The sequence below is a fragment of the Prevotella mikamonis genome (genome assembly GCF_055381405.1).
The window spans coordinates 520,974-545,753 of the sequence record NZ_AP035785.1 but is presented as its reverse complement, the minus strand read 5'-3'; the positions used below and the strand labels follow the sequence as shown (position 1 = coordinate 545,753).

Genomic DNA, 24,780 nt, shown 5'->3' with positions numbered 1-24,780 from the left:
CACTGCAAGGGCTTTTCACAGTTTGTGCAAAGCCCTTGCAGTTTTACTGAAAAGCCACAACAGCATCGCTGCCAAGCCCCTGCACTAAAATAATAGTGATAATCACAAGGCGCAAAGACATCCATTCGAAGAAATTTACTATCTTTGCAACAACTTTGAATATCGCAATATGAAGAAAGATTTAAAAAGTAAATACGTCGTTCCGGCCATCGGATGTCTCGTTGTTATCGTAGGTCTCGCCTACTACTATTTCTTCTCATCCTTCTCAACCGGCAATGAGATAAGGTATGTATATATCGATACCGACGATAATATCGACTCCGTATACACGAAACTGTCTCCCATTGCCTCCGAACATGGTATGACCGGATTCCGTACATTGGTCAGACACAGTTCTTACACTGAGCATATCAAAACCGGCCAATATGCTATCAGACCGGGAGAAGGTGCTTTCAAGGTATTCCGCCATATCAAAAACGGACTCCAGACACCGGTAAGCCTGACTATACCTAGCGTGAGAACACTCGGCAGACTATCCGCCGAGATTGGCAAGAAACTCATGCTAGACAGCACTGCTATCATGAATGCGCTGACAGACGAATCGGTATGCCGGAAATATGGATACGATACAGCCACCATTGCCGGAATGTTCATCCCTAACACTTATGATGTGTATTGGGATACCAACATAGACAAATTCCTGTCAAAGATGCAGAAAGAGAGTCAGAGATTCTGGAACAGCGAACGCCAGCAGAAAGCTACTGCCATGAAGCTGTCTGAAAACGAGGTGATAACTTTGGCCAGCATCATAGATGAGGAGACGGCCAATGACGCAGAAAAACCGATGATAGCAGGAATGTATTATAACCGCCTGATGTTCAGGGATGCGGAATATCCACAAGGAATGCCGCTGCAAGCAGACCCAACCATCAAGTTTGCATGGAAGAAATTTGATCTGCACCGCATCTATAACAACCTGCTGCATATCCATAGCCCCTATAATACGTATACAAATACCGGCCTGCCGCCCGGCCCTATCAGAATTCCAAGTATCGCCGGAATCGACGCCGTACTCAACTATGTGCATCATAGATATTTATATATGTGCGCAAAAGAAGATTTCAGCGGTACTCACAACTTTGCCGTGACTTATCAAGAACATTTGCAAAATGCTGCAAAATATACCAAAGCATTGAACGAACGAGGAATTAAATAGGAAGATGGATAAAAAAGATTTACGCATTGTATTCATGGGAACTCCAGAGTTTGCAGTAGAGTCTTTACAGCAACTCGTCGAAGGAGGATACAACGTTGTGGCCGTAGTAACACAGCCCGACAAACCTGTAGGAAGACATCAGGACCAACTGCAAGCTTCGCAAGTGAAGCAATACGCTATAGCGCACAATCTACCTGTATTGCAACCGGAAAAGATGAAAGATTCCGATTTCGTAGAACAGTTGCGCTCTTACCGGGCAGACCTACAAGTGGTAGTAGCCTTCCGCATGCTCCCCGAAGTGGTATGGGATATGCCGCGGTTCGGAACTTTCAATGTGCATGCAGCCCTACTACCTCAATATAGGGGTGCAGCTCCCATTAATTGGGCTGTCATCAATGGCGAAACACAGACAGGTGTAACCACTTTTTTCCTCGACAAGGACATTGACACGGGACGTATCATCATGCAAAAAGAATTTGCAATTCCCGACGATGCCGACGTAGAGTATGTATACGACGGCTTAATGCACTTGGGAGCAGAAGCTGCTATCGAAACCATCAATCTTATATTGGAGTCTGATGGCAAGCTGACCACAACCGACCAAGACAGTTTCGCAGAAAGAGCAGGCATCAAAGAACTCAAATCTGCCCCGAAGATATTTAAGGAGACGTGCGAAATCAACTGGAATCGACCCGCCAAGAATGTGTACGACTTCATCAGAGGACTTAGTCCATACCCTGGCACATGGACAGAGATAGACCTGCCGGGAAAAGGCAAGAGCACACTCAAGGTTTTTAAAAGCCGGAAAACCGGTTTGAATACAGAGGCAACTCCCGGCGAATTATGGGCAGCAGACAGCAAGCATCTCTATATTGCTTGCCAAGGTGAATGGCTCGAAATCCTAGAGCTGCAACTAGCAGGAAAAAAACGTATGAAATCATCCGACTTTATCAATGGGATGAGATTATAGCGGTTTTACAGAAAACTTCTTGGATTTTTCTCAATTTTATACTATCTTCGCAATTCAATAAATTTAAATGTAGATGTACACAGGCATCTAGATATAAAACGAACATGACACAAGCAGAAGACATCAAAAATGCTATCGAATGCCTCAAGGCAGGCGGAGTCATCCTATATCCTACTGATACCGTATGGGGAATCGGCTGCGATGCCACCAATGCCGAGGCTGTAGCTAGGGTATATCAAATCAAGCAACGCGACGATTCCAAGGCTCTCATCTGTCTGGTTGACTCCGATGCAAGATTACAGAGATACGTAAGAAATGTGCCAAACGTGGCTTGGGATTTGCTCGATTTAGCTACTAAGCCCACCACTGTAATCCTGGACGACGCCGTGAACCTCGCTCCCAACCTGATTGCAGAGGACGGCAGTATCGCACTGCGCATTACCAAAGAACCCTTTTCGCGCGAACTATGCTTCAGATTCCAGAAGCCGTTAGTAAGCACCAGTGCCAATATCAGTGGTGAACCTGCGGCTGCTAATTACGGTGACATCAGCCAGGAACTCTTGGATGCCGTAGATTATGTATGCTCAACAAGAAGACAAGAACACAAACCGCATACTCCCAGTTCTATTATCAAGCTCACCAAAGACGGTGAAGTGACTATCATCAGGAAATAGGATGTAACATGGAAGCGGCTCAAGACACTCAACAGAACACATTGATTGACAGACTTACCAACTGGCGGTTATCTCATATAGACAACCGCAAGATGGTGCTTATCCTGTCTTTCGCCATAGGTTTCTTCGCTTCTGTGGCAGGCTACATTCTCCACTTTATCATCAGACAGATTCAGCAGTTGCTGACATCGGGCTTTGCCCAAAACACTTACAACTGGCTCTATCTGTTATTTCCTGTCATCGGTATTTACTTTACCTCCTTATTTGTCCGCCATATCGTAAAAGACAACATATCTCACGGTATTACCCGTGTGCTTTATGCCATCTCTACCAAACGTTCCCGACTGCGCAGCCATAACTGTTGGTCGTCGGTCATCGCCTCCGGTATCACCATCGGATTCGGAGGTTCGGTCGGAGCAGAAGCACCTATCGTTCTCACGGGGTCGGCCATAGGGTCCAATCTGGGCAAATTGTTCAGGATGGACAACCGCACTCTCATGCTATTGGTAGGATGCGGTGCAGCCGGAGCTATTGCCGGTATCTACAAAGCCCCTATTGCCGGACTCGTATTCACGCTCGAAGTGCTCATGGTAGACCTTACCATGGCTTCCCTACTCCCGATATTGATTAGTTGCGTCACAGCCACATGCTTCTCTTATATATTCGTAGGAAGCAAGAGCCTGTTCGACTTCCAACTCGATAATTCATGGGTGATTGAACGTGTCCCAGAATGTATTCTGCTAGGATTGTTCTGTGGTGTCGTCGGGTTATATTTCATGCGAACGATGACTGCCTGCGAGAATGTATTTGCAAAGATGAGTAAACGCCCATATCTGAAACTCATCATGGGTGGTCTGATACTTAGTTCGCTCATCTTCCTATTCCCTTCTCTCTATGGTGAAGGATGGGAAGCCATCAACTATCTTCTGGACGGGCGCACCCAGGCAGACTGGGATCAAGTGATGAACGGTTCGCTCTTCGCCGGACACAGTAATCTGCTCATCGTCTATATTGGACTAGTCTTGCTGACAAAGGTACTTGCCACCTCGGCTACCAATGGTGCCGGGGGATGCGGAGGAACGTTCGCCCCATCCCTGTTTATCGGCGGCTTTGCCGGATTCTTCTTTGCCCGCGTATGGAACTTGTATAATATTGGTATCTACGTACCAGAGAAGAACTTTGCATTAATGGGTATGGCGGGCGTCATGGCAGGCATCATGCAAGCTCCACTTACCGGAATGTTTCTGATTGCAGAGATTACCGGAGGATACAAACTGCTCATGCCACTGATGATTGTGTGTATCAGTGCCTATCTCACCATCAACATCTTTGAACAGCACAGCATCTACGGTATGCGTTTGGCACGTGAAGGTAAACTTATCACCCACCATACAGACAGGGCCGTATTGACCTTAATGAGTTTGGACAGCATCGTTGACAGACAGTTTACATCTGTAGATCCCGACATTCCATTAGGCAAGCTCATCAACTCCATCAGTAAAAGCCATACCAGTTTTCTACCAGTACTCGACAGCGCTGGTACACTCTTAGGAGAGGTCGATATTACCAAGATACGCCATATCATGTTCCGAACAGAACTTTACAACAGATTCACCGTCGGCCAGATTATGACACCCGTACCAATGACTTTAAGCACAGGTGATAAGATGGTAGACGTCATGCAGAAGTTTGAAAAGACCAACAGCAACTTCCTGGCTGTGGTCGACATTTCCGGCAGATTGATAGGTTATGTATCGCGTACACGAATGTACAGTATGTACCGCAAAATGGTTTCCGACTTATCTTCCGAATAGTAATTTGCTAAAATTCACAAAGAAAGTTTGTTTTATTGCATTATTTTAATACCTTTGCTAAAAGAAAAGCTACTAAAAGCATTTATTGAAACCACACCTAAGGTTCAATCTAAAAACGGAATCAACGTAAATACTAACTTTAAATAACAAACAAATGGAATCTCAAGAATTAAAGCCTTATGTTATTGGGCTAGACCTAGGCGGAACTAACTCTGTCTTTGGAATCGTAGACAGCCGTGGTGAAATCAAGGCTACAACTGCTATCAAGACCCAGGGCTATGATAATGTGTATGATTATGTAGACGCATCTGTTGAAGCAGTGCATATCATCATCGAACAGGTGGGCGGCATTGACAAGATAAAGGCTATGGGTATCGGCGCTCCTAATGGAAATTTCTATAAGGGAACTATCGAATTTGCACCAAACCTCTCATGGGGAAAAAGTGGTATAGTACCTCTTGCAGAACTGTTCAGCAAGAAACTGGGCATCCCAGTGGCACTGACCAATGATGCCAATGCAGCTGCCATTGGCGAAATGACTTACGGTGTTGCTCGTGGAATGAAAAACTTCATCGTCATCACACTGGGTACAGGAGTTGGTTCCGGTATCGTAGTCAATGGCCAGTTGGTATATGGTAGCGATGGTTTTGCCGGCGAGTTAGGACACGTTGTAGTCCGTCCTAGCGACGGTCGTTCATGTGGCTGTGGCCGCAATGGCTGCTTAGAGGCTTACTGTTCTGCCACCGGAGTTGCACGTACAGCACGTGAGTTTTTGGTAAACAGCGATGAACCCTCTTTGCTCCGTAATATGAAGCCAGAAGACATTACCAGTCTTGATGTTAGTATTGCCGCGGGCAAAGGCGACAAACTGGCTCTTGATATTTACGAATTCACCGGTAAACTCTTAGGAGAAGCATGTGCAAACTTTACAGCATTCTCTTCACCAGAGGCATTTATCTTCTTCGGTGGTTTGACAAAGGCAGGCGATTTGCTGATGGACCCGCTGGTTAAGAGTTACAACGAACACGTGCTGAAAATCTACAAAGACAAAGCTAAATTCTTGATCAGTGGTCTTGAGGGTAGTTCAGCAGCCGTATTAGGAGCTAGCGCTGTAGGCTGGGATATTACGGATACGAATAAATAAATTGGTTGGAAGAGGTCAGGACACCACGTGTCAGGCTTCTCTCCGACAAAGAATCTAAGGGAGAACTGTTTGTCAGGCAGTTCTCCCTTATCATTTAAGCAGCTTCACACGAGCAAAATAAATCAGGAATTATTTTGCATTTCATCCGATTTACACTAACTTTGCATCAATTATGCCATTTCCATTCCATATAGATATTATTGATTTGGTGCTTAAAGGAATCCTTATTGGAATCTTTGCCTCTGCCCCGATGGGGCCGGTTGGAATCCTATGTGTACAACGCACCTTGAACAAAGGGCGTTGGTATGGATTTGTAACGGGAATCGGTGCTGCTGTAAGCGATATGGTCTATGCCTTGTTTACAGGTCTCGGTATGAGTTTTGTCATGAATCTCATCACCAATCCGCATCATAAATATTGGTTACAGATATCCAGTAGTATCATGCTAATGATATTTGGAATATACTGTTTTCGCAGTAATCCCACTCGCAACATACATAACAGCAGCAAATCAAAAGGCTCATTATGGCATAATGGATTGACCGCATTTTTTGTTACCTTTTCCAATCCCATGATTATATTTATCTTCATGTTCCTGTATGCCTTGCTGACATTTGTCATACCCAACCATCCCTTTGAGATGTGCATAGGTTTCATTAGCATTATGGCAGGAGCTTTATTATGGTGGTTTGGACTCACATGGCTTATTGATAAGATTAGAAATAAGTTTGATAATAACGGCATATTGATTATCAACAAAGTAATAGGATGTGTAGTGATTGTGTTTTCCATTGTTTTCTTGGTGGGAACCATTTTCAATCTATACCATATACCGGGATTATAAATATGTATATAGCTAGAGATTTAAGAAAGAAATCCATTGCCGAATATCTATTGTACATGTGGCAGGTGGAAGACCTGATTCGTGCATATGGAAACAGTCTGAGCAAAATCAGACGCGAGTATATTGATAAGTTCCAATATACAGATGAGCAGAAAGAAGAGATGATTGATTGGTATGGAAACCTTATTCGGATGATGAACGAAGAGGGCAAACGTGAGAAAGGACACCTGAATATCAATTCCATCATACTGCAAGACATGGCCGATTTACATGCTATGCTACTCAAGAGTACCAAATTCCCTTTCTATACTTCAGAATATTATAAGGTACTTCCTTTCATCGTCGAGCTACGAAATAAGGGAGATAAGGAACTCAACGAAATAGAGACATGTATGGATGCACTCTATGGGGTGATGCTACTCAGACTTCAAAAGAAGTCTATCACACCGGAAACAGGCAATGCTATCAAGGAAATTACAACTTTTATAGGTATGCTGAGTGACTATTACATTAAAGACAGAACAGAAGGACTCAAATTTGAGGACGATTAAAAAGCATAAGAATATGAATATTTTGGTAACAGGAAGTAATGGGCAATTAGGAAATGAGATTCAATTGCTAGAATGTAACTATCCCCAACACAGGTTCTTTAACACCGATGTCACAGAACTTGATATTACAGACGCTGAAGCTATTTGTCATTTCGTAGAGACCAACCAGATAGATGGTATTATCAACTGTGCTGCCTATACAGCTGTAGACAAGGCGGAAAACAATGTTGAACCCTGCACATTGCTCAATGAAACCGCTCCCGGATATTTAGCTCAAGCCATAGAAAAACGTGGAGGATGGTTAGTACAAATATCTACCGACTACGTGTTCGATGGCACTCAACACACCCCCTATGTACCAGAAGACCCTACATGTCCGAACAGTATATATGGCCGCACGAAACTGGCGGGTGAGAAAGCTGCTCTCAAAGCATGCAGTAAAACCATGATTATCAGGACAGCATGGCTCTACTCTACTTTCGGTGATAACTTTGTAAAAACAATGATACGACTCGGTCAAGAGAAAACAGAGTTAGGGGTCATCTATGACCAAATCGGGACTCCAACCTATGCACACGATTTAGCTGTAGTCATCATGATTGCCATTGAACAAGGCATTATACCGGGTATCTATCACTTTTCGAATGAAGGAGTTATCAGTTGGTATGATTTTACAAAAGCAATTCAGCGTATTGCAGGTATCACAACATGCCATGTAAAACCATTGCATACGAGTGAATATCCTACACCGGCTAACAGACCACATTACTCTGTACTAGACAAGACAAAACTGAAGGAAACTTACCATATAGAAATTCCCTATTGGGAAGAGAGTCTGTCTGATTGTATTAAAAAGCTTAACGAAAATAAATGAACGAAATAGAAAGAAGACGCACTTTTGCCATTATATCGCACCCTGATGCCGGTAAAACAACACTTACAGAGAAGTTTTTGCTATTCGGTGGACAAATTCAAGTTGCCGGTGCTGTAAAAAGCAATAAGATTCGCAAGACTGCAACATCAGACTGGATGGATATTGAAAAACAACGTGGTATTTCAGTATCTACTTCTGTCATGGAGTTTGATTATAACGACTATAAGGTCAACATTCTTGATACACCTGGTCACCAAGACTTTGCCGAAGATACATTTCGTACTTTAACGGCTGTAGATTCAGCTATCATCGTTGTAGACTCTGCTAAAGGTGTAGAGACCCAAACACGTAAGTTAATGGAGGTTTGCCGTATGAGAAACACTCCGGTCATCGTCTTTATCAATAAGATGGACCGTGAAGGACGAGATACCTTCGACCTCTTAGACGAACTTGAGGAAGAATTACAAATCAAGGTTCGCCCACTTAGCTGGCCTATAGGACAAGGACTCCGTTTCAAAGGCGTCTATAATCTATATGAGCAACAATTAAATCTCTTTACTCCAAACAAGCAACGCGTCACTGAGAAAGTTACGGTTGACGTCAATAGCCAAGAGCTGGACGAACATGTGGGAGAAAGAGAAGCTACACAACTGCGCGAAGACATGGAACTGGTTGATGGTGTTTACCCGGAATTCAATGTCGATGATTACCGCAGTGCAAAAGTAGCACCTGTATTCTTCGGATCGGCCCTAAACAATTTCGGTGTGCAGGAATTATTGGATTGCTTCGTAGAAATAGCCCCAAGTCCTCAACCTACTATGGCAGAGGAACGCGAAGTAAGGCCTGAGGAGAATAAATTCTCTGGTTTTATCTTCAAAATTACAGCCAACATTGACCCAAATCATCGTAGTTGTATAGCATTCTGTAAAGTTTGTAGCGGTAAGTTTGTAAGAAATCAACCCTACCAACATATCCGTTTGGGTAAGACTGTGAGGTTCTCCTCTCCTACCCAATTTATGGCTCAACGCAAGAGTACTATTGACGAAGCTTATCCAGGTGATATTGTCGGACTTCCCGATAACGGAATCTTCAAGATTGGGGACACACTGACTGAAGGTGAACTAATTCATTTTCGTGGTCTGCCCAGCTTCTCTCCAGAGATGTTCAAATATATAGAGAATGCCGACCCAATGAAGAGCAAACAACTCCAGAAAGGTATTGAGCAATTGATGGATGAAGGTGTCGCCCAACTTTTCGTCAATCAGTTTAATAACAGAAAAATCATAGGCACTGTGGGACAACTCCAATTTGAAGTTATCCAATACCGTCTAGAGAATGAGTATAATGCCAAATGTCGTTGGGAACCGGTCCATCTATATAAGGCTTGCTGGATAGAAAGTGATAATGAAGCAGAATTAGAGAACTTCAAAAAGCGCAAATATCAGTATATGGCAAAAGACCGTGAAGGACGCGATGTATTTCTTGCAGACAGCGGATATGTATTGAGTATGGCCCAACAAGACTTCGAACATATCAAATTCCACTTCACTAGTGAGTTTTAAGGAATGTATTAGTTGATGTATCTATCAAAAACAGATACATCAACTAAATCTCAGAACTTGCACAACACCATCTGGATATTTTCAACATGATAGCCATTCCCGGCACTTCCTTCAACAAATAATATTTCTTACTACTACGTACCAACCGACCAGTAAGCCCTTTCATCGGACCATATTTCACAATCACACGTGAGCCAGCTTTTAGGTGTGCCTCTTCCTCACTTATGAATTTACGCATCGTGATTTTTGGATTGCACATCACACGAAATTCGAACATTTGCTTAGCCGGGATTTCATAATATGCTCTATCTGCACGCCCTTTTGTTAATACAGAAAGTTTATAATGGCAGTTGGCTATAATCTCACGCATCACCTTTTCATCCTTAGACTTTTTAAGAAACAGCAGATTTCTGACTACCGGTCGCAGTATATGTTTTATCTTATGATCGTCGGTTTCCACATCAACATATTCTTGCGGAATAAAGGTCTCTAATTCGTGTTGAGCAAAATAATCTGCAATCTCTTGCTGCCTCATGGTATAAAGCTTGATACCATACCAAGGAAAATCATCTTGAATGATTTCACAATTTTCTTGTTCTGGTAACAATTTTTCCTCTAATTGAGTCGTTTGAGTATCTGATAGCATGTGAAGATAAATCTAATTGTAATATACAAAAGTAATATTTTTATTAGAGTTTTCAGATTATAAAGCAAAAAACTTGTTTTATAAAAGCACATTTCGTAACTTTGCTTACATTACTTGATACCATGAAATTAATTATGAGAACATTTATTTCTGTCTTACTCTGCCTCTTTGCTTCACTATCTGTTTTTTCACAAAGCGAAGTAAACTTAACTCCTGTAGCAGAAGGTGAAGGACTTGTCGATGGCGGTCTCTATTTTATGACCTATAAAGATGCGAAAGGATATTGGGCTTCAACAACTTTTCCCTATAAGGATGGTTTTCTCTATTCAGGAAGAGAGAAAGTTAATGGAAGCACCAAAAATCTTTCTTATACATCAGTTTCCAAAGCTTTCCCAAAATCACATATACTACAATTTGTGGAAAAAAGTGGCCGATTGTACTTGAAAGACTTTACAATGAAGAAGTTTGTAAGCCTAAAACAGATTGGTACAGATGTCATATGTCAATATACAGATACAATAAACCCCAACACATATATTCAAGAAACTAAAGACAAATGCTTTTTCCAATTGAATTGGACACAAAGCTCTGATTCCCAAACACTGACATTCAAATTTAATGAGACCTATCATGAGTTTATTCTTTCCACTTCAAAGACAAGAGGAGCACTTCTTTATAAAGTAGAGAACTCTTCATACACTATAGACTCCGACAAACCAGCAGAGCCAATCAATGCAACTGTCAATGTTACATTTAAACGCCAGTTTGGTAATGACAAATACAACACTTTAATGCTACCATTCGATATTGCTGATTACAAAAACATATTTGGAACTAGCACCACAGTATTCAAGGTGGCAAATGCGAATAATAATCAAATTCAATTTATAAGCCTTGAGGATAATGAAGCCATGCACGCCTATCAACCCTATATCATCAAAGGAAACTTTGATAACCAACAACTTTTCACTATTAATGGAGTTACAATAAATGTTACCGGCGAGAAAGAACATACAGAGCCTATCGGCGACTTTGTCTTTCATGGCGTACTTACAACACAAAACATTGGTAAACAGAATGCTCACATCCTTAAGGATGGAGAATTCCTAAATTGCTCAAATACAAATACGATTACAATAAATCCATATCGATGGTATATTACTCACACCGAAGAGAATGCCGCAAGTAAAGCTATGAAAATCACTATATCTGGATTAGACACAGCAACCAATATCAATCATTCACAAATAACCAATGGAGGAAAAGAGCAAATATATAACTTACAAGGTATAAAAATAAATACCCAATGGCAACAACTACCAAAGGGTATCTATATTATAAATGGTAAAACACGAATTAAGTATTGAGCCAATTCTGCATAATTACACAGCCTTGCGGAGTAAGTACAGACTCTGGATGGAATTGAATGCCACGAATGTCATAGTTCGTATGGTGTAATCCCATGATGAGCCCATCATCACTCACAGCAGTAATCTCCAAACAAGCAGGAAGAGTTTCCTTATCAACAACCCAACTATGGTAGCGCCCCATCATGATTCTACTGGGTAATGTAGCAAAAATGGGATCATTACCTAGCTGTGTACCTTCAGTAGAAACTCCATGATATACATTCTGAAGATTAATTAAATTTCCTCCAAATACTTCTCCTATGGCCTGATGCCCTAAACAGACACCTAAAATAGGTTTATGCCCAGCCAAAGTTTTAATAACATCTATCAATAATCCTGCTTCACTTGGAATTCCTGGCCCAGGACTTAATATAATTTTGTCAAAAGGTTCTAATTGTTTCAGAACGAATTGATCATTACGAAAAACAGAGACTTCAGCTCCTAGTTCTTTTACTAAATGAGCTAGATTATAAGTAAAAGAGTCGTAGTTATCTATGATTGCGATTTTCATACTCTACACCTTAAATATTCTCAGCGAACTTAATTGCTTGGACTAAAGCTCTCAACTTATTATTACACTCTTCTAATTCATAGTCATCATCACTCTTAGAGACAACTCCACTGCCAGCTTGAAACCACAATTCACCATTCCTACTGATAAATGTCCTAATGACAATAGCCTGGTTCAAATCACCATGAAGCCCGATAAAACCAATACATCCCCCATATACTCCACGGCTATGTGGTTCTAATTCATTGATAATTTGCATGGCCCTCACTTTGGGTGCACCACTAAGAGTTCCGGCAGGGAAAGTATCTATAAATGCTTTTATATGGTCTGTCCCCTCGTATAAGACTCCGCTAACCCTACTGACAAGATGAATAACATGGCTATAGAATTGCATTTCTTTATAAAAATCTACCTGAACTTGATGACAGTTACGACTTAAATCATTACGAGCCAAATCTACCAGCATCACATGTTCTGCATTCTCTTTCGGATCATTAGCTAAAAATTCAGCATTCTTCTCATCTTGCTCTTGATTGCCAGTTCGTTTAGTTGTTCCTGCAATCGGATCAATAAAAGAGTGGTTATCGATTATCCGATTATGAGTTTCGGGCGAAGAACCGAATATCCTAAATCCGCCAAAATCCATATAAAACAGATAAGGACTAGGATTAATACTTCGCAATACACGGTAAAGCTTAAAGTCATCGCCCTCATATTTTTGCACGAATCGACGCGACACCACAATTTGAAAGACATCACCACGCAGACAGTGTTGTACACATTTCCTGATATTTGCTTTATGCTGTTCATCTGTCAGCGTACTCATCGTATCTCCAATGGGACGGAAATTATATGGCTTAACATTTGTACAGTCAATGGCTTTGACCAATCTATCCAACTCCAATTCACCTTTTTTCTTGCCAGAATCACTTAATACGACTAATTCCAACGTATTATTGAAGTGGTCAAAAACAATAATATCCTGATACAGGATATAGTAAATATCAGGCGCATCATTTTCCTTCACCACATCATCTTCTATCGGAATATTCTCAAAATAGCGAACTGCATTAAAGGCAGTATATCCATATAACCCACATAATTCCTTCCGTTCACCATCTACATGAAATCTCCGAAGAAAATGATTCAACGCATCTGCAACAGCCACTTTACAAGTATCACCTTGCCTTGAATGAGGAGTAGGTAATTGCTCTGTTTCAATGTTACCATCAGGAAAACTACAATTTACGACTCCATGTCCTATCGCAATACTAGCAATGGGATGTATCCCTATAAACGAACGGGAGTTGTCATGTCCATGATAATCAGAGCTTTCCATCAAAGCACTTTGAGGATATTTGTCACGCAACCTCATATAAACTCCCACCGGTGAATAAAGGTCTGCCAATATTTTACGTGTGACTGTAGTATAATTAAAAGTTCCCATACTCTTTTGCCATTACTTTATTTTCTAAATAGGTTTCTACATCTTTGTCACCACGACCTGAAACCGTAAGAACAACCACATCATCAGCTTTCCATTGCTTTTTCTTTAAAACTGCTATGGCATGAGCGCTTTCTATGGCAGGGATAATTCCTTCCATACGAGTCAACTCATATCCGGCATAAATAGCTTCATCATCATTGATGGCCAAGACTTCTTCGCGACCGATTTGAGAAAGGTGGGCATGCATCGGACCAATTCCCGGATAATCCAGTCCGGCACTAATAGTAAAAGCCTCTTCTATCTGACCATCTTCAGTCTGCATCACAAGTGTACGAGCACCATGAATAATCCCTTCCGTACCACGATGAATTGTAGCTGCGGTACAGTCAGTATCCACACCGTGCCCCCCGGCTTCAGCCAACACTATCTTCACCCGCTCGTCTTCAATATAATGAAAAATCGTACCAGCAGCATTAGAACCACCACCTAAACAGGCTACCAGATAATCAGGATAATCACGACCTATCTTTTCTTGCAGTTGCCATTTTATTTCTTTCGAGATGATACTCTGCATTTTAGCTACAATATCTGGATAAGGATGAGGCCCCATTGTAGATCCCACAATATAGAAAGTATCTCGTGGATGACAACACCAATCCCTAATCGCTTCAGAACAAGCATCACTCAATGTCATATTTCCTGTCGTAACAGGATGAACTGTCGCACCAAGCATACGCATACGTTCTACATTCGTATGTTGTCGCTCCACGTCTGTCTTACCCATGAAAATTTCGCATTCCATATCCATCAAAGCACATACCGTAGCCGTAGCCACTCCGTGCTGTCCTGCACCAGTCTCAGCTATAATTCGACTCTTACCCATTTTACGGGCTAACAAAATCTGTCCAATGGTATTATTAATTTTATGAGCACCTGTATGGTTCAGGTCTTCACGCTTCAAATATAGCTTGCACCCATACTTCTCACTCATACGACTTGCATAATACAAAGGCGAAGGACGACCAACATAGTCTCTCAATAACTGCTCATATTCATGTTCAAACTCCTCACTCTCTATAATGGGTTTATATGCTTCCTGTAGTTCATGTACACATCGATAAAGAATTTCTGGTACATAAGCTCCTCCAAAACGACCATAGAATCCCCTCTCATCAACCTTTAATTCATCCATTATTCTACTTCTTTAAATCCTCAAACAATTCATTAATAGCACTTTCTGCATCTTCCGTCTCATTCAATAATGATACGAATTTACTACCAATAATAACACCAGCGGCATTTTCCTGTGCACTCTCCAACGTTTGACGATTACTGATACCAAACCCTATCATACGTGGATTCTGCAAATTCATGTTCTTAATTCTCTCAAAATATTTTAAATTCGTATTCCCGAAATTATTTTGAGTCCCCGTGATACTTGCACTACTAACCATATAGATAAAACCATCCGTATGCTCATCTATCAAACGAATACGCTCTTCACTCGTTTCTGGTGTTATCATCATGATAATACGTAGGTTATAACTGTCAGCAATAGGCTTCATCACCTTCATATAATCACTTAAAGGAAGATCAGGAATAATAACACCCGAAACTCCGCTCTTCGCACACGACTGGCAAAATTTTTCCAATCCATAATTCAAAACGACATTAAGATACCCCATTAATACCAACGGTACCTCTACCTCTTCCTTTATTTCCTCTAACTGCTCGAACAGCTTTGAGAGCGTCATTCCATTCTTTAAGGAAACTGTGCTAGCCGATTGGATTACAGGTCCATCAGCCAATGGATCACTAAAAGGAATACCAACTTCTATCATATCAATTCCACGCCGCTGCAATGTCTTTATTACATTGCCTGTCCCTGCAAACGTAGGACAACCGGCACAGAAATATAGCGACAGGAGTTTTCTTCCGCCTCGTCCCTCAAATAGTTTCTTTATTTTATTCATTTTCTAACTGTTTGAATAAACTCTTGTAATAACTCAACATTTTTCAAACCCGGCTTAATCTCAAATCGGCTATTCAAATCTACTCCTACAAGACCAGGATGATTCAACTGCTTAATAATATCTGCATCTTCCGGTCCAATTCCTCCACTCAAAAGAAAAGGAGTAGTACCGGCATAAGCCTGTAATAAGTCCCAGTTAAAATGCTCTCCACTACCTCCCCCCATATCACAGGACGCATCAAACAGGAACATATCTACGACACCATCATACTCTTTACTTCTCTCAATATCCTCCACTATATTGATATTTAATGCCTTTATAAATTTTAGATTCGGCCTGATATCTGGGTCTATAGTCTTGCGTAGATTTTCTATCATTATTCCACTCTCTTGCCCATGCAGCTGCACATAGTCTAACTGATAATTGTAAACATGGGTAATTATCGTTTGGGGAATAGCATTTACAAAGACTCCCACACGCTTTGGCAAACAACCAGTAATTACAGAATCCGATGGATTCATACGCTCCCGAAACTGGACCTCAGTATAATTGGGTAGAAAACCAGCCAGACTGTCAACCATTGAAACAAAGCGAGGAGATTTCTCATAGAAAACAAATCCTATCATATCAACTCCTAATTTAGCAACAGCATCAATGTTAACGGCATCACGCATGCCACACACTTTCACCATTAATCTTTCTTTTTCCATATCGTTTTATAGTTCTTTTAATTCTCGAATAAATGCTGATAATGCAGCACCAGGTTCTTCACACTTCATAAACTTTTCCCCAACTAAGAAACCACTATAACCTATATTTCTTAATTGACTTACTATCAAAGGATTATTAATTCCACTTTCACTAATCTTGCATATATCACTCGGTAACATCTCTGCCAGTTTAAAACTACGATCTACGTCTGTCGAGAAACTGCCTAAGTTGCGATTATTAACACCTAGCATATCCGGAGCCAATTCTACATATCCCAACTCCCACTCACTATGTATTTCCAACAACACTTCCAAACCTAGCCTATGAGCCATATCTATCAATTGCCGACATACAGGTTTTGATATGGCTGCCGCTATCAACAATACTGCCGACGCTCCACAATATCGGGCTTGGAATAGTTGATACTCATCTATGATGAAATTTTTATAGAGTATTGGCAGTATGACTCCCGACATTCTTGCTTCGCTGATAAATTCATCATAACCACCAAAGTAAGGAGTATCTGTTAAGATGCTCAAAGCAGCTGCCCCATGCTGTTGATAAGACAGAGGTACAACACTCGCCCTACCTTTTTGATTAATCCACCCTCTACTAGGAGAACGACGCTTAAATTCAGCTATAATGCCTGTATCTGAATTTAACAAAGCCTCCCTCATGGAATCACCCAACATCTTCTGATTTTCCTCTATCATCTTCTGCTCCACTAAAGTGTAGAGTCTATCCGGTGATAGAAACTGCTTAAATATCTCTATATCTTCCCGCTTACGGGCGATAATATCTTCTAAAATATCTCTCATCATGAATTAAGGGCTACAAATTTATTGAATGTGGCTAATGCTCTACCACTATCTATACTCTCACGCGCTATCTCTACACACTCGTGAATATCCTTTTTCCCAGACTCCATTACTTGAATACCAAAGGCCGCATTAGCCAATACGATATTCTTTTGAGCCGGTAGGGCACGGTTTTCAAGTACAGCATCAAAGATTGCCGCAGCCTCTTCTTCCGTTGCTCCACCTACAACTTCCTCAGGTTTGGCTATTTCAAAACCTAAATCCGTCGGCTTAAATACTCTCTCATATTCATTGGTTGTCACTTTAAAATCACTCGTCAAACTGATTTCATCATAGCCATCTATAGAGTTTACAATACCAAAATCAATTCCTAATCTTTGGTTTACTTGGCTATACAGACGCATCTGATCAAGTGTTGCAACACCAAGCAACTGGCACGTAGGCTGAGAAGGATTGACTAGTGGCCCCAATAGATTAAACACTGTTGGAAATTGCAGTGCCGAACGAATTGGTCCTACAAATTTCATTGCTTTGGCAAAGAGTTGAGCATGGAGATATACAATACCAGCCTCATTAAGACTACGATTCAGCCTATCCATATCATCTGTAAACACGACACCATGCTGCCGAATCACATTAGAAGCTCCACTCACTGATGTAGCTGCATAATTACCATGTTTGGCAACCTTATATCCTGCTCCTGCAATTACAAAACAAGCTGTCGTTGAAATATTGAATGTATTTTTCCGATCACCGCCCGTACCGACAACATCTATATAACGATCGCTATTCAACAAGGCCGGAATCCCGGTTTCTAATATTCCATCACGAAATCCCAACAGTTCATCCACTGTTACACCACGCATTTGCAGACCAGTGAGTAACGCTGTGACTTGCTCTCGCGGATACTCATTTCTTGTAATACCAAGAATAACGTTCTTTGTTTCTTCACGACTTAAGACTTCGTGATTCAACAGTCTATTCAACACATCTTTCATTCCCATTTTACAATTCTCTCTTTAACAACTTATTCATTCAACGGATGATAAAAAAAGAGGCCTGTCGCAAGAACGACAGGCCTCTGTGATATATTCTGTTTATTTCATCTATCTACACGGCTTCGTAACTCACGACTTTTTAAATCTTGAGAAACGCCACCACCATGCTGTAGACATTGATATATTCATAAGATTGATTTTTTCTTTTTGTTGATTCGGTTGCAAATATACAATATTATCGAGAAACAATAAACAAATTAAAACTTTTTTCGCAAATTTTCATCCAAAAGCCCTCTTTTGTAGTTATACGATTCATTAAAACACTAAGATATATAAAAACGAACGCCCCCCTTTTCTCAAAGGGAGGCATCCAATCTCAATAGGTATTAGCTTTTTTAAGGTAAAAAGATTGTATTCAGGATAACTGACGCAAAGATAACGGTTTTTAATAAGTCACAAAAATATTTTTCTATGTTTATAAACATATTTTTGAAAGTCACATAAGTTGTCACAACAACCGACTGACCGTATTACAACTATCCTATAATAAGGTGTTTGAATAAAAATATTCATACTTGCTACAGTCTATCATCTTTTTATTAACTTTGTAACCAAAAATAAGAAAACAGACACTATGGTAACAAAAGAAGAAAATAATACCGAGATAAAAAAAGGTATTAGCTTTGTTGAACAACTTGTAGAAAAGGACTTAGCTGATGGTAAAAATGGAGGACGCATACAAACCCGTTTCCCTCCAGAACCAAATGGTTACCTGCATATAGGGCACGCAAAGGCCATTTGCATGGACTTTGGCGTTGCAGAAAAATATAATGGGGTATGCAATCTCCGCTTTGACGATACCAATCCCAGCAAAGAAAACAACGAATATGTAGAAAACATTCTACACGATATCAGTTGGCTTGGCTTCAAATGGGGCAACATTTATTATGCCTCCGACTATTTCGATAATTTATGGGAATTTGCCACATGGCTTATCAAGCAAGGCAAAGCCTATGTTGACGAACAGACTTCTGAGCAGATTGCTCAACAAAAAGGAACACCTACGACCCCTGGAATAGACAGTCCATATAGAAATCGACCTGTAGAAGAGAATCTTTCTCTCTTTATGCAGATGAACACCCCCGAAGCCATAGAAGGCAGCATGGTTCTGAGAGCAAAACTTGACATGGCAAACCCAAACATGCACTTCAGGGATCCTATCATCTATCGAATCATTCAGACTCCACATCATAGGACAGGTACTCATTGGCATTGCTACCCCATGTACGACTTTGCACATGGTCAGAGCGATTATTTCGAAGGTGTCACTCACTCCATCTGCACATTGGAATTCGTCCCCCACCGCCCTCTCTACGACTTATTTATTGACTTCCTGAAAGATAAAGACGGCTCAGCTGATGTCTTAAATGACAATCGTCCCAGACAGATTGAGTTCAACCGTCTGAATCTTACCTATACCGTCATGAGCAAGCGAAAGCTCCACACATTAGTCGACGAGAAGCTTGTACAAGGATGGGACGATCCGCGCATGCCTACCCTATGTGGTATGCGCAGAAGAGGATATTCACCGGAAAGCATCCGTATGTTTATAGATTCCATCGGATACACGAAATTCGATGCCCTAAACGACATGGCACTACTGGAAGCTTCCGTCAGAGAGGATTTGAACAAGAGAGCTTGCCGTGTGAGTGCCGTGTTAGACCCTGTGAAACTGGTCATCACCAACTATCCTGATGGACAGCAAGAAGAAATGGAAGCTATCAATAATCCAGAAAATGCAGAAAATGGCACACATACCATTACCTTTACCAAGAATCTATGGATTGAGCGTTCTGACTTCATGGAAGATGCTCCAAAGAAATTCTTCAGAATGACTCTCGGCAACGAAGTCCGCCTCAAAAATGCCTATATTGTCAAATGCACAGGATGCACTAAAGACGAAAATGGAAACATCGTGGAAATCCAAGCAGAGTACGACCCACTGAGCAAGAGCGGACTTGAAGGTGCGAATCGCAAAGTCAAAGGTACACTGCATTGGGTATCAGCCGACCATTGCACTAAGGCCACTATCAGAGAATACGACAGACTTTTCAACATAGAAAATCCCTCTGCAGACGAACGCGATTTCAGAGAATTGCTGAATCCAGAAAGTTTGCACGTCTATGAGAATTGCTACGTAGAAAATTACGCAGCTCAAAAGACCGCAGGCCAGTATCTCCAATTCCAAAGAATAGGATATTTTATGGCAGACATTGAGTCTACACCGGAAAAGCCAGTCTTCAATAAGACCGTCAGTCTGAAAGACACATGGGCTAAACTTAACAAGTAAACCAGAAACATGGCAGACAATTATTTCAATAGCAATGAGTTCAAAGATTTACTCCACAAATACGAAGAAAGCCTACAACAAGGGAAATATCCTTATTTGGAATCTGAGGAATTAACCGATATAGCCGAATATTACCATTCCAAAGGCTGTATCGAGCAGGCTATTGAAGTAATTGACTATGCCATTCAACTATTTCCGGGAGCCACTGCCCCACTCCTTTTCAAAGCTAGATTTGCACTCCTGAGAGAAGGAAATATAGACAAAGCAAAAAAATACGCATCACAAGTACAAGACAAATCAGACCTCGATTACTTCTATATCGAAGCCGAAATACTACTTGTACAGGATAAAATCGAAGATGCAGACAACTATCTACACGGATGTCTGCACAAGTTAGACGAAGAAGATATAGAAGATTTCTATATCGACGTCGCCTCTCTCTATGCCGATTACGACATCGTGAACAAAGCCCAAGAATGGCTGGAAATGGCAGAGGACAAAACTTCTGAAGACTACAAAGAGCTACAAGGCAGAATAGCTATGGGCAATGGACAATACGAGGAATGCGAACGCATCTTCAACGAATTAATCGACGAGAATCCATATTCAAGTCCCTATTGGAATCAATTGGCATCTTCGCAGTTGATGAGAAATGATTTCAAAGACAGTATCAGCAGTAGTGAATTTTCCATTGCCATCAATCCCAATGACGACGAAGCAATCTTGAATAAGGGCAATGGTCTGTTCGCATTAGGAAACTATGAAGAAGCGCTCAAGTATTACCAACGCTTTTCCAACTTATGCCCACACGAGGAACTCGGTGAGATGTTGCAAGGTATCACGCTTTTCAATATGGACCGAACGGATGAAGCTATCACACACTTGATCAAGGCATCCGAACTAGCTCCCCACATATCTCCAAATCTCTCCGAAATATATCAGGAATTGGCCTTTGCACTATCTAAGAAAGGTAACACAGACAAAGCTTTGGAATATGTCGACAGAGCTGCCATACTCCCTCATAGCAGTAAGGACGAGTTGGAGGTCTTACGCGGACATCTGGTCCTGGAACATGGGAATATTGATGATGCACAGAAGTATTTCCAGCGAGCTATCAAACTATCGAACTCCTCTCCACAGATTTTTTTGCGTATTGCCATATCTGTTTTCGACAACGGGTACATACAATTAGCCTATAAAATGTTCAAGGCACTGCTCCAGGCCGTAGACGACAAATGGCCTACAGGATGGGCCTATCTTGCTTACTGCTGTAAATATCTGGGCGACACGACTGGTTATCAACTTGCACTTGAGAAAGCATGCAAATTAAACCCCTACGAGACTAAGTTGATATTAGGACAAGATTTTCCCGAAGACTTAGAACCCGAACAATACATAGATTATATTAATAACAACCCAAATTAAAGAAACAAATTATGAGTTGGCTTTCATCCTTATTAGGAAATCTCAATTACGGAACGATACTATTCTTGATGATGCTCGAAAGTACCGTCATTCCTGTTCCTTCAGAATTAGTTGTAGCGCCTGCTGCATACCATGCCGCCGGTGGCAATCTGAATATCGCACTCGTCATCCTATTCGCTACTATTGGTGCCGATTTAGGTGCAACTATCAATTATATTGCCGGATACTACCTGGGACGTCCCCTCATTTATAAGTTTGCCAACAGCAAACTAGGACACTTATGCCTACTCAATCAGGCTAAAGTAGAACAAAGCGAAAAATATTTCTATAATCATGGCATGGTAGCAACCATCACCGGCCGTCTCCTACCCGGTATCCGCCATTTGATTTCAATACCAGCCGGACTTGCCAAAATGCACTATGGCAAATTCCTGCTCTACACAACTATTGGCGCCGGTGCATGGAATTGCATACTTGCAGGTTTAGGTTGGTATCTGCACAGCATCGTGCCTGTAGAACTTCTTGACGACAAAATCATGGAATATGGCGAATACATTAAGTTTGCCATCATCGGCTTGGTAGTCCTCGCCATCGTCTATTTCGTCATCAAGTACAACCTGAAACGCTTTAAGAAATAAGCAATTCCAGTCTAAGATACACACCATGCCGAATCTACTGTATCAGCATCTAAGAGAATACGCCGAGCTATACGAGACCGAAGCCTTTCTCCAGAATGATCCGGCATGGTTCATGCACCAAGTCGCTGGGGAAAGAAACCAAGAGACACTCGCATTTCTAGCATCATGCCTAAGCTATGGTTCACGCAAACAATTCTTTCCAAAGATTCAATCCTTCCTTGATTTCAGCCACGGACAACCTTTCCTTTGGGTCAAGGACAGACTCTTTGAGTCTGACATACCCGACAATGACGCGTGCTTCTATAGGCTATATAGTAACCACACGATTTACACCTTACTCAGCAAACTAAGCAATCTCATCAACGAGCAAGGCTCTATATATCATTTTATCTCTGCCAATGTAAAGAGCAAAAATGCTTTTCAGGCCATTGAGTTGATAGTCAATTACTTCAACAGAGAGACGGCAGCCATTCCCATGAGTTCAAAATCCAGCTGCAAACGAATATGTATGTACTTACGTTGGATGACTAGAGACCACTCACCCGTAGATTTAGGTATATGGAATCAGATAATTGACAAACGTACTTTAATCATGCCGCTCGACACCCACGTGATACAAGAAGCCAAGCGACTGGGACTCATGCAAATATCATCAACAACCATGAGTGCAGCCAAACAGCTGACAGGCATCATGCAAGAGGTATTCCCTGACGACCCTTTAAAAGGAGATTTTGCCCTGTATGGATACGACATCAATCATTGACATCAGATGATTCCATACGCAGCTTTCGCAACAACTGTTGAACATACGGCCTGTCCCAATCATCTTCATGAAATTTCTTCCCACCATACGACAGCACGTCTATATCCATAGAGATACGCCCCGAAGCCTTTGATTCGCCTGTCCGCCCGCAATCCCTCTCCACTTTCTTCAGCATACAATTCAGCTCTTCTAAAGACATTTCGGTCGTTCCAAGAACAAGACAATTCTGAAAATCAGGCGCATGAATGCCTATCGCCTTAGACCAGATACCATCAGTACACCGTATATCAGACAATACAGCGGACAATATTGTCTTCACTCGCATGATATTTTCCGTAGAATCGACATTAGAGCCTATTCCTAATAATACACGTCGTTGCTTCATACTTGTCACAAATTTACTAATAATTATTAAAGAAAGGCATTTCCTTTCATACATTTTTATTTTTCCGTACTTTTGTTCTATATAACTACAAGACTTATGTCAATATAAGTCGGACAAGCAAGAAACATAATGCGTTTAAGGAATACTCTTATATATATATTCTGTCTCATTTCATTGCAGTCATTTGCCCAGATGAGATGGAATTCTACGTATCAGACATACATCAACCAGTACAAGGACCTTGCCATAGAGCAGATGCTCAAATATAACATTCCGGCCAGCATAACGCTTGCACAGGGACTCTTGGAGAGCGGTGCCGGAACGAGCGAACTAACCTTAAAAGGCAACAACCATTTCGGTATCAAATGCCATAATTGGCAAGGCAGGACCATCTATCACAACGATGATGCAGAGAACGAATGCTTCCGCTCTTATGACAATGCCCTGCAAAGCTACGAAGACCACAGCAAGTTTCTGACCAGACACTCCAGATACAGCAGACTTTTTACCCTGGACAGAACCGACTATAGGGGATGGGCACACGGGCTGAAAGCATGTGGATATGCTACAAATCCAAGATATGCCACCAAACTGATAGAGATTATCCAATTGTATAAGCTCTACGTTTACGACAATGCACAGAGCTTTGACAAGTTCATGGCACGCCATAATGCAGTCGACAAACCTGTGAGTCCAGGCGGAAAACTGCATCCTATCTATCGCTACAACGACAACTACTACCTCAAAGCCCGTCCAGGAGACACCTTCAAGACCATTGGAGAAGAGGTCGGCATCTCATACCGCAAAATAGCCAAATATAACGAAAGAGACAAGAAAGACGCGCTCGTAGCCGGCGAAACCATCTATCTCAAAAAGAAAAAAACAAAGGCCGACAAGCAATATAAGAAGAGACCACATATCATCAAGAACGGTGAGAGCATGTATAGTATCGCCCAATTCTATGGTATCAGACTGAAGAGTCTGTACAAAAAGAATCGTCTCTCTCCCGACTACTCACCCAGAGTAGGTGACAGCCTGAAAGTATATTAAATACGAT

The 24,780-nt window shown here is 41.4% G+C and carries 24 protein-coding genes; 15 read left to right on the top strand and 9 right to left on the bottom strand.

The window, feature by feature from the left end; all coding sequences use genetic code 11:
* Window positions 1-169: 169 nt before the first annotated feature.
* The 9 genes from mltG (at window position 170) to ACZ42L_RS02325 (ending at window position 9,649) form a co-directional block, all read left to right on the top strand.
* Window positions 170-1,216 carry an endolytic transglycosylase MltG gene (mltG, locus tag ACZ42L_RS02365; protein ID WP_464700419.1) on the top strand — a complete coding sequence of 349 codons (1,047 nt, stop codon included), beginning with the start codon at window positions 170-172 and terminating at the stop codon, window positions 1,214-1,216.
* Between the two features lie 4 nt (window positions 1,217-1,220).
* Window positions 1,221-2,186 (top strand): methionyl-tRNA formyltransferase, encoded by a 966-nt coding sequence (gene fmt, locus ACZ42L_RS02360; protein WP_464716506.1) that lies wholly within the window; start codon window positions 1,221-1,223, stop codon window positions 2,184-2,186.
* Between the two features lie 104 nt (window positions 2,187-2,290).
* Window positions 2,291-2,860, top strand: a complete 570-nt coding sequence (locus ACZ42L_RS02355; protein WP_464700415.1) for an L-threonylcarbamoyladenylate synthase — start codon at window positions 2,291-2,293, stop codon at window positions 2,858-2,860.
* Between the two features lie 92 nt (window positions 2,861-2,952).
* Window positions 2,953-4,674 (top strand): chloride channel protein, encoded by a 1,722-nt coding sequence (locus ACZ42L_RS02350; RefSeq protein ID WP_464716967.1) that lies wholly within the window; start codon window positions 2,953-2,955, stop codon window positions 4,672-4,674.
* Between the two features lie 154 nt (window positions 4,675-4,828).
* Window positions 4,829-5,818: an ROK family protein gene (locus tag ACZ42L_RS02345; RefSeq protein WP_464700413.1), complete on the top strand. Its 990-nt coding sequence runs from the start codon at window positions 4,829-4,831 to the stop codon at window positions 5,816-5,818.
* A gap of 172 nt (window positions 5,819-5,990) precedes the next feature.
* Window positions 5,991-6,662: a LysE family translocator gene (locus tag ACZ42L_RS02340; RefSeq protein WP_464700412.1), complete on the top strand. Its 672-nt coding sequence runs from the start codon at window positions 5,991-5,993 to the stop codon at window positions 6,660-6,662.
* Between the two features lie 2 nt (window positions 6,663-6,664).
* Entirely contained in the window at window positions 6,665-7,213 is a 549-nt protein-coding gene (locus ACZ42L_RS02335) for a DUF4924 family protein (protein ID WP_464700410.1), read from the top strand.
* Window positions 7,214-7,226: 13 nt separating this feature from the next.
* Window positions 7,227-8,087 carry a dTDP-4-dehydrorhamnose reductase gene (rfbD, locus tag ACZ42L_RS02330; protein ID WP_464716505.1) on the top strand — a complete coding sequence of 287 codons (861 nt, stop codon included), beginning with the start codon at window positions 7,227-7,229 and terminating at the stop codon, window positions 8,085-8,087.
* Window positions 8,084-9,649, top strand: a complete 1,566-nt coding sequence (locus tag ACZ42L_RS02325) for a peptide chain release factor 3 (protein ID WP_464716504.1) — start codon at window positions 8,084-8,086, stop codon at window positions 9,647-9,649. Before rfbD ends, ACZ42L_RS02325 begins: the two co-directional genes overlap by 4 nt.
* A gap of 43 nt (window positions 9,650-9,692) precedes the next feature.
* Here the strand turns inward: ACZ42L_RS02325 and ACZ42L_RS02320 are convergent, their stop codons facing one another.
* Window positions 9,693-10,295 carry a UpxY family transcription antiterminator gene (locus tag ACZ42L_RS02320; RefSeq protein WP_464716503.1) on the bottom strand — a complete coding sequence of 201 codons (603 nt, stop codon included), beginning with the start codon at window positions 10,293-10,295 and terminating at the stop codon, window positions 9,693-9,695.
* A 134-nt stretch (window positions 10,296-10,429) separates the two neighbouring features.
* On the opposite strand from ACZ42L_RS02320, the gene ACZ42L_RS02315 reads away from it, so the two are divergent.
* Window positions 10,430-11,662 carry a hypothetical protein gene (locus ACZ42L_RS02315; RefSeq protein ID WP_464716502.1) on the top strand — a complete coding sequence of 411 codons (1,233 nt, stop codon included), beginning with the start codon at window positions 10,430-10,432 and terminating at the stop codon, window positions 11,660-11,662.
* Here the strand turns inward: ACZ42L_RS02315 and ACZ42L_RS02310 are convergent.
* The 7 genes from ACZ42L_RS02310 to trpD are packed head-to-tail and all read right to left on the bottom strand — an operon-like array spanning window position 11,652 to window position 18,168.
* Window positions 11,652-12,215: an anthranilate synthase component II gene (locus ACZ42L_RS02310; RefSeq protein WP_464716501.1), complete on the bottom strand. Its 564-nt coding sequence runs from the start codon at window positions 12,213-12,215 to the stop codon at window positions 11,652-11,654. The two genes, ACZ42L_RS02315 and ACZ42L_RS02310, sit on opposite strands and share 11 nt — an antisense overlap.
* 10 nt (window positions 12,216-12,225) lie before the next feature.
* Window positions 12,226-13,662, bottom strand: a complete 1,437-nt coding sequence (locus ACZ42L_RS02305; protein WP_464716500.1) for an anthranilate synthase component I family protein — start codon at window positions 13,660-13,662, stop codon at window positions 12,226-12,228.
* A complete protein-coding gene (gene trpB / locus ACZ42L_RS02300) occupies window positions 13,649-14,854 on the bottom strand; it encodes a tryptophan synthase subunit beta (RefSeq protein ID WP_464716499.1) in 1,206 nt (401 codons plus the stop codon). Before trpB ends, ACZ42L_RS02305 begins: the two co-directional genes overlap by 14 nt.
* Before the next feature lie 4 nt (window positions 14,855-14,858).
* Window positions 14,859-15,635, bottom strand: a complete 777-nt coding sequence (gene trpA / locus ACZ42L_RS02295; RefSeq protein WP_464716498.1) for a tryptophan synthase subunit alpha — start codon at window positions 15,633-15,635, stop codon at window positions 14,859-14,861.
* Window positions 15,632-16,345 carry a phosphoribosylanthranilate isomerase gene (locus tag ACZ42L_RS02290; protein ID WP_464700393.1) on the bottom strand — a complete coding sequence of 238 codons (714 nt, stop codon included), beginning with the start codon at window positions 16,343-16,345 and terminating at the stop codon, window positions 15,632-15,634. The genes trpA and ACZ42L_RS02290 overlap by 4 nt, the downstream gene beginning before the upstream one ends.
* A 6-nt stretch (window positions 16,346-16,351) precedes the next feature.
* The gene (locus tag ACZ42L_RS02285) at window positions 16,352-17,164 is read right to left on the bottom strand and encodes an indole-3-glycerol phosphate synthase TrpC (protein ID WP_464701633.1); all 813 of its coding nucleotides are present in this window, start codon (window positions 17,162-17,164) and stop codon (window positions 16,352-16,354) included.
* Window positions 17,164-18,168 carry an anthranilate phosphoribosyltransferase gene (gene trpD / locus ACZ42L_RS02280; RefSeq protein WP_464700391.1) on the bottom strand — a complete coding sequence of 335 codons (1,005 nt, stop codon included), beginning with the start codon at window positions 18,166-18,168 and terminating at the stop codon, window positions 17,164-17,166. The genes ACZ42L_RS02285 and trpD overlap by 1 nt, the downstream gene beginning before the upstream one ends.
* A gap of 628 nt (window positions 18,169-18,796) precedes the next feature.
* Between trpD and ACZ42L_RS02275 the strand changes: the two genes are divergently transcribed.
* The 4 genes from ACZ42L_RS02275 to ACZ42L_RS02260 are packed head-to-tail and all read left to right on the top strand — an operon-like array spanning window position 18,797 to window position 23,338.
* Window positions 18,797-20,512, top strand: coding sequence for a glutamine--tRNA ligase/YqeY domain fusion protein (locus ACZ42L_RS02275; protein WP_464716497.1), 1,716 nt, complete (start codon window positions 18,797-18,799; stop codon window positions 20,510-20,512).
* Between the two features lie 9 nt (window positions 20,513-20,521).
* Window positions 20,522-21,937: a tetratricopeptide repeat protein gene (locus tag ACZ42L_RS02270; RefSeq protein WP_464706543.1), complete on the top strand. Its 1,416-nt coding sequence runs from the start codon at window positions 20,522-20,524 to the stop codon at window positions 21,935-21,937.
* Between the two features lie 11 nt (window positions 21,938-21,948).
* Window positions 21,949-22,575: a DedA family protein gene (locus ACZ42L_RS02265; RefSeq protein ID WP_464700385.1), complete on the top strand. Its 627-nt coding sequence runs from the start codon at window positions 21,949-21,951 to the stop codon at window positions 22,573-22,575.
* A gap of 25 nt (window positions 22,576-22,600) precedes the next feature.
* Window positions 22,601-23,338: a TIGR02757 family protein gene (locus ACZ42L_RS02260; protein WP_464716496.1), complete on the top strand. Its 738-nt coding sequence runs from the start codon at window positions 22,601-22,603 to the stop codon at window positions 23,336-23,338.
* On the opposite strand, the gene ACZ42L_RS02255 is transcribed toward ACZ42L_RS02260, so the two are convergent.
* A complete protein-coding gene (locus ACZ42L_RS02255) occupies window positions 23,328-23,723 on the bottom strand; it encodes a 2-amino-4-hydroxy-6-hydroxymethyldihydropteridine diphosphokinase (protein ID WP_464716495.1) in 396 nt (131 codons plus the stop codon). The two genes, ACZ42L_RS02260 and ACZ42L_RS02255, sit on opposite strands and share 11 nt — an antisense overlap.
* Before the next feature lie 129 nt (window positions 23,724-23,852).
* Here ACZ42L_RS02255 and ACZ42L_RS02250 point away from each other — a divergent pair, with 129 nt between their 5' ends.
* Entirely contained in the window at window positions 23,853-24,773 is a 921-nt protein-coding gene (locus ACZ42L_RS02250; protein WP_464700380.1) for a glucosaminidase domain-containing protein, read from the top strand.
* The last annotated feature ends 7 nt before the right edge of the window (window positions 24,774-24,780 follow it).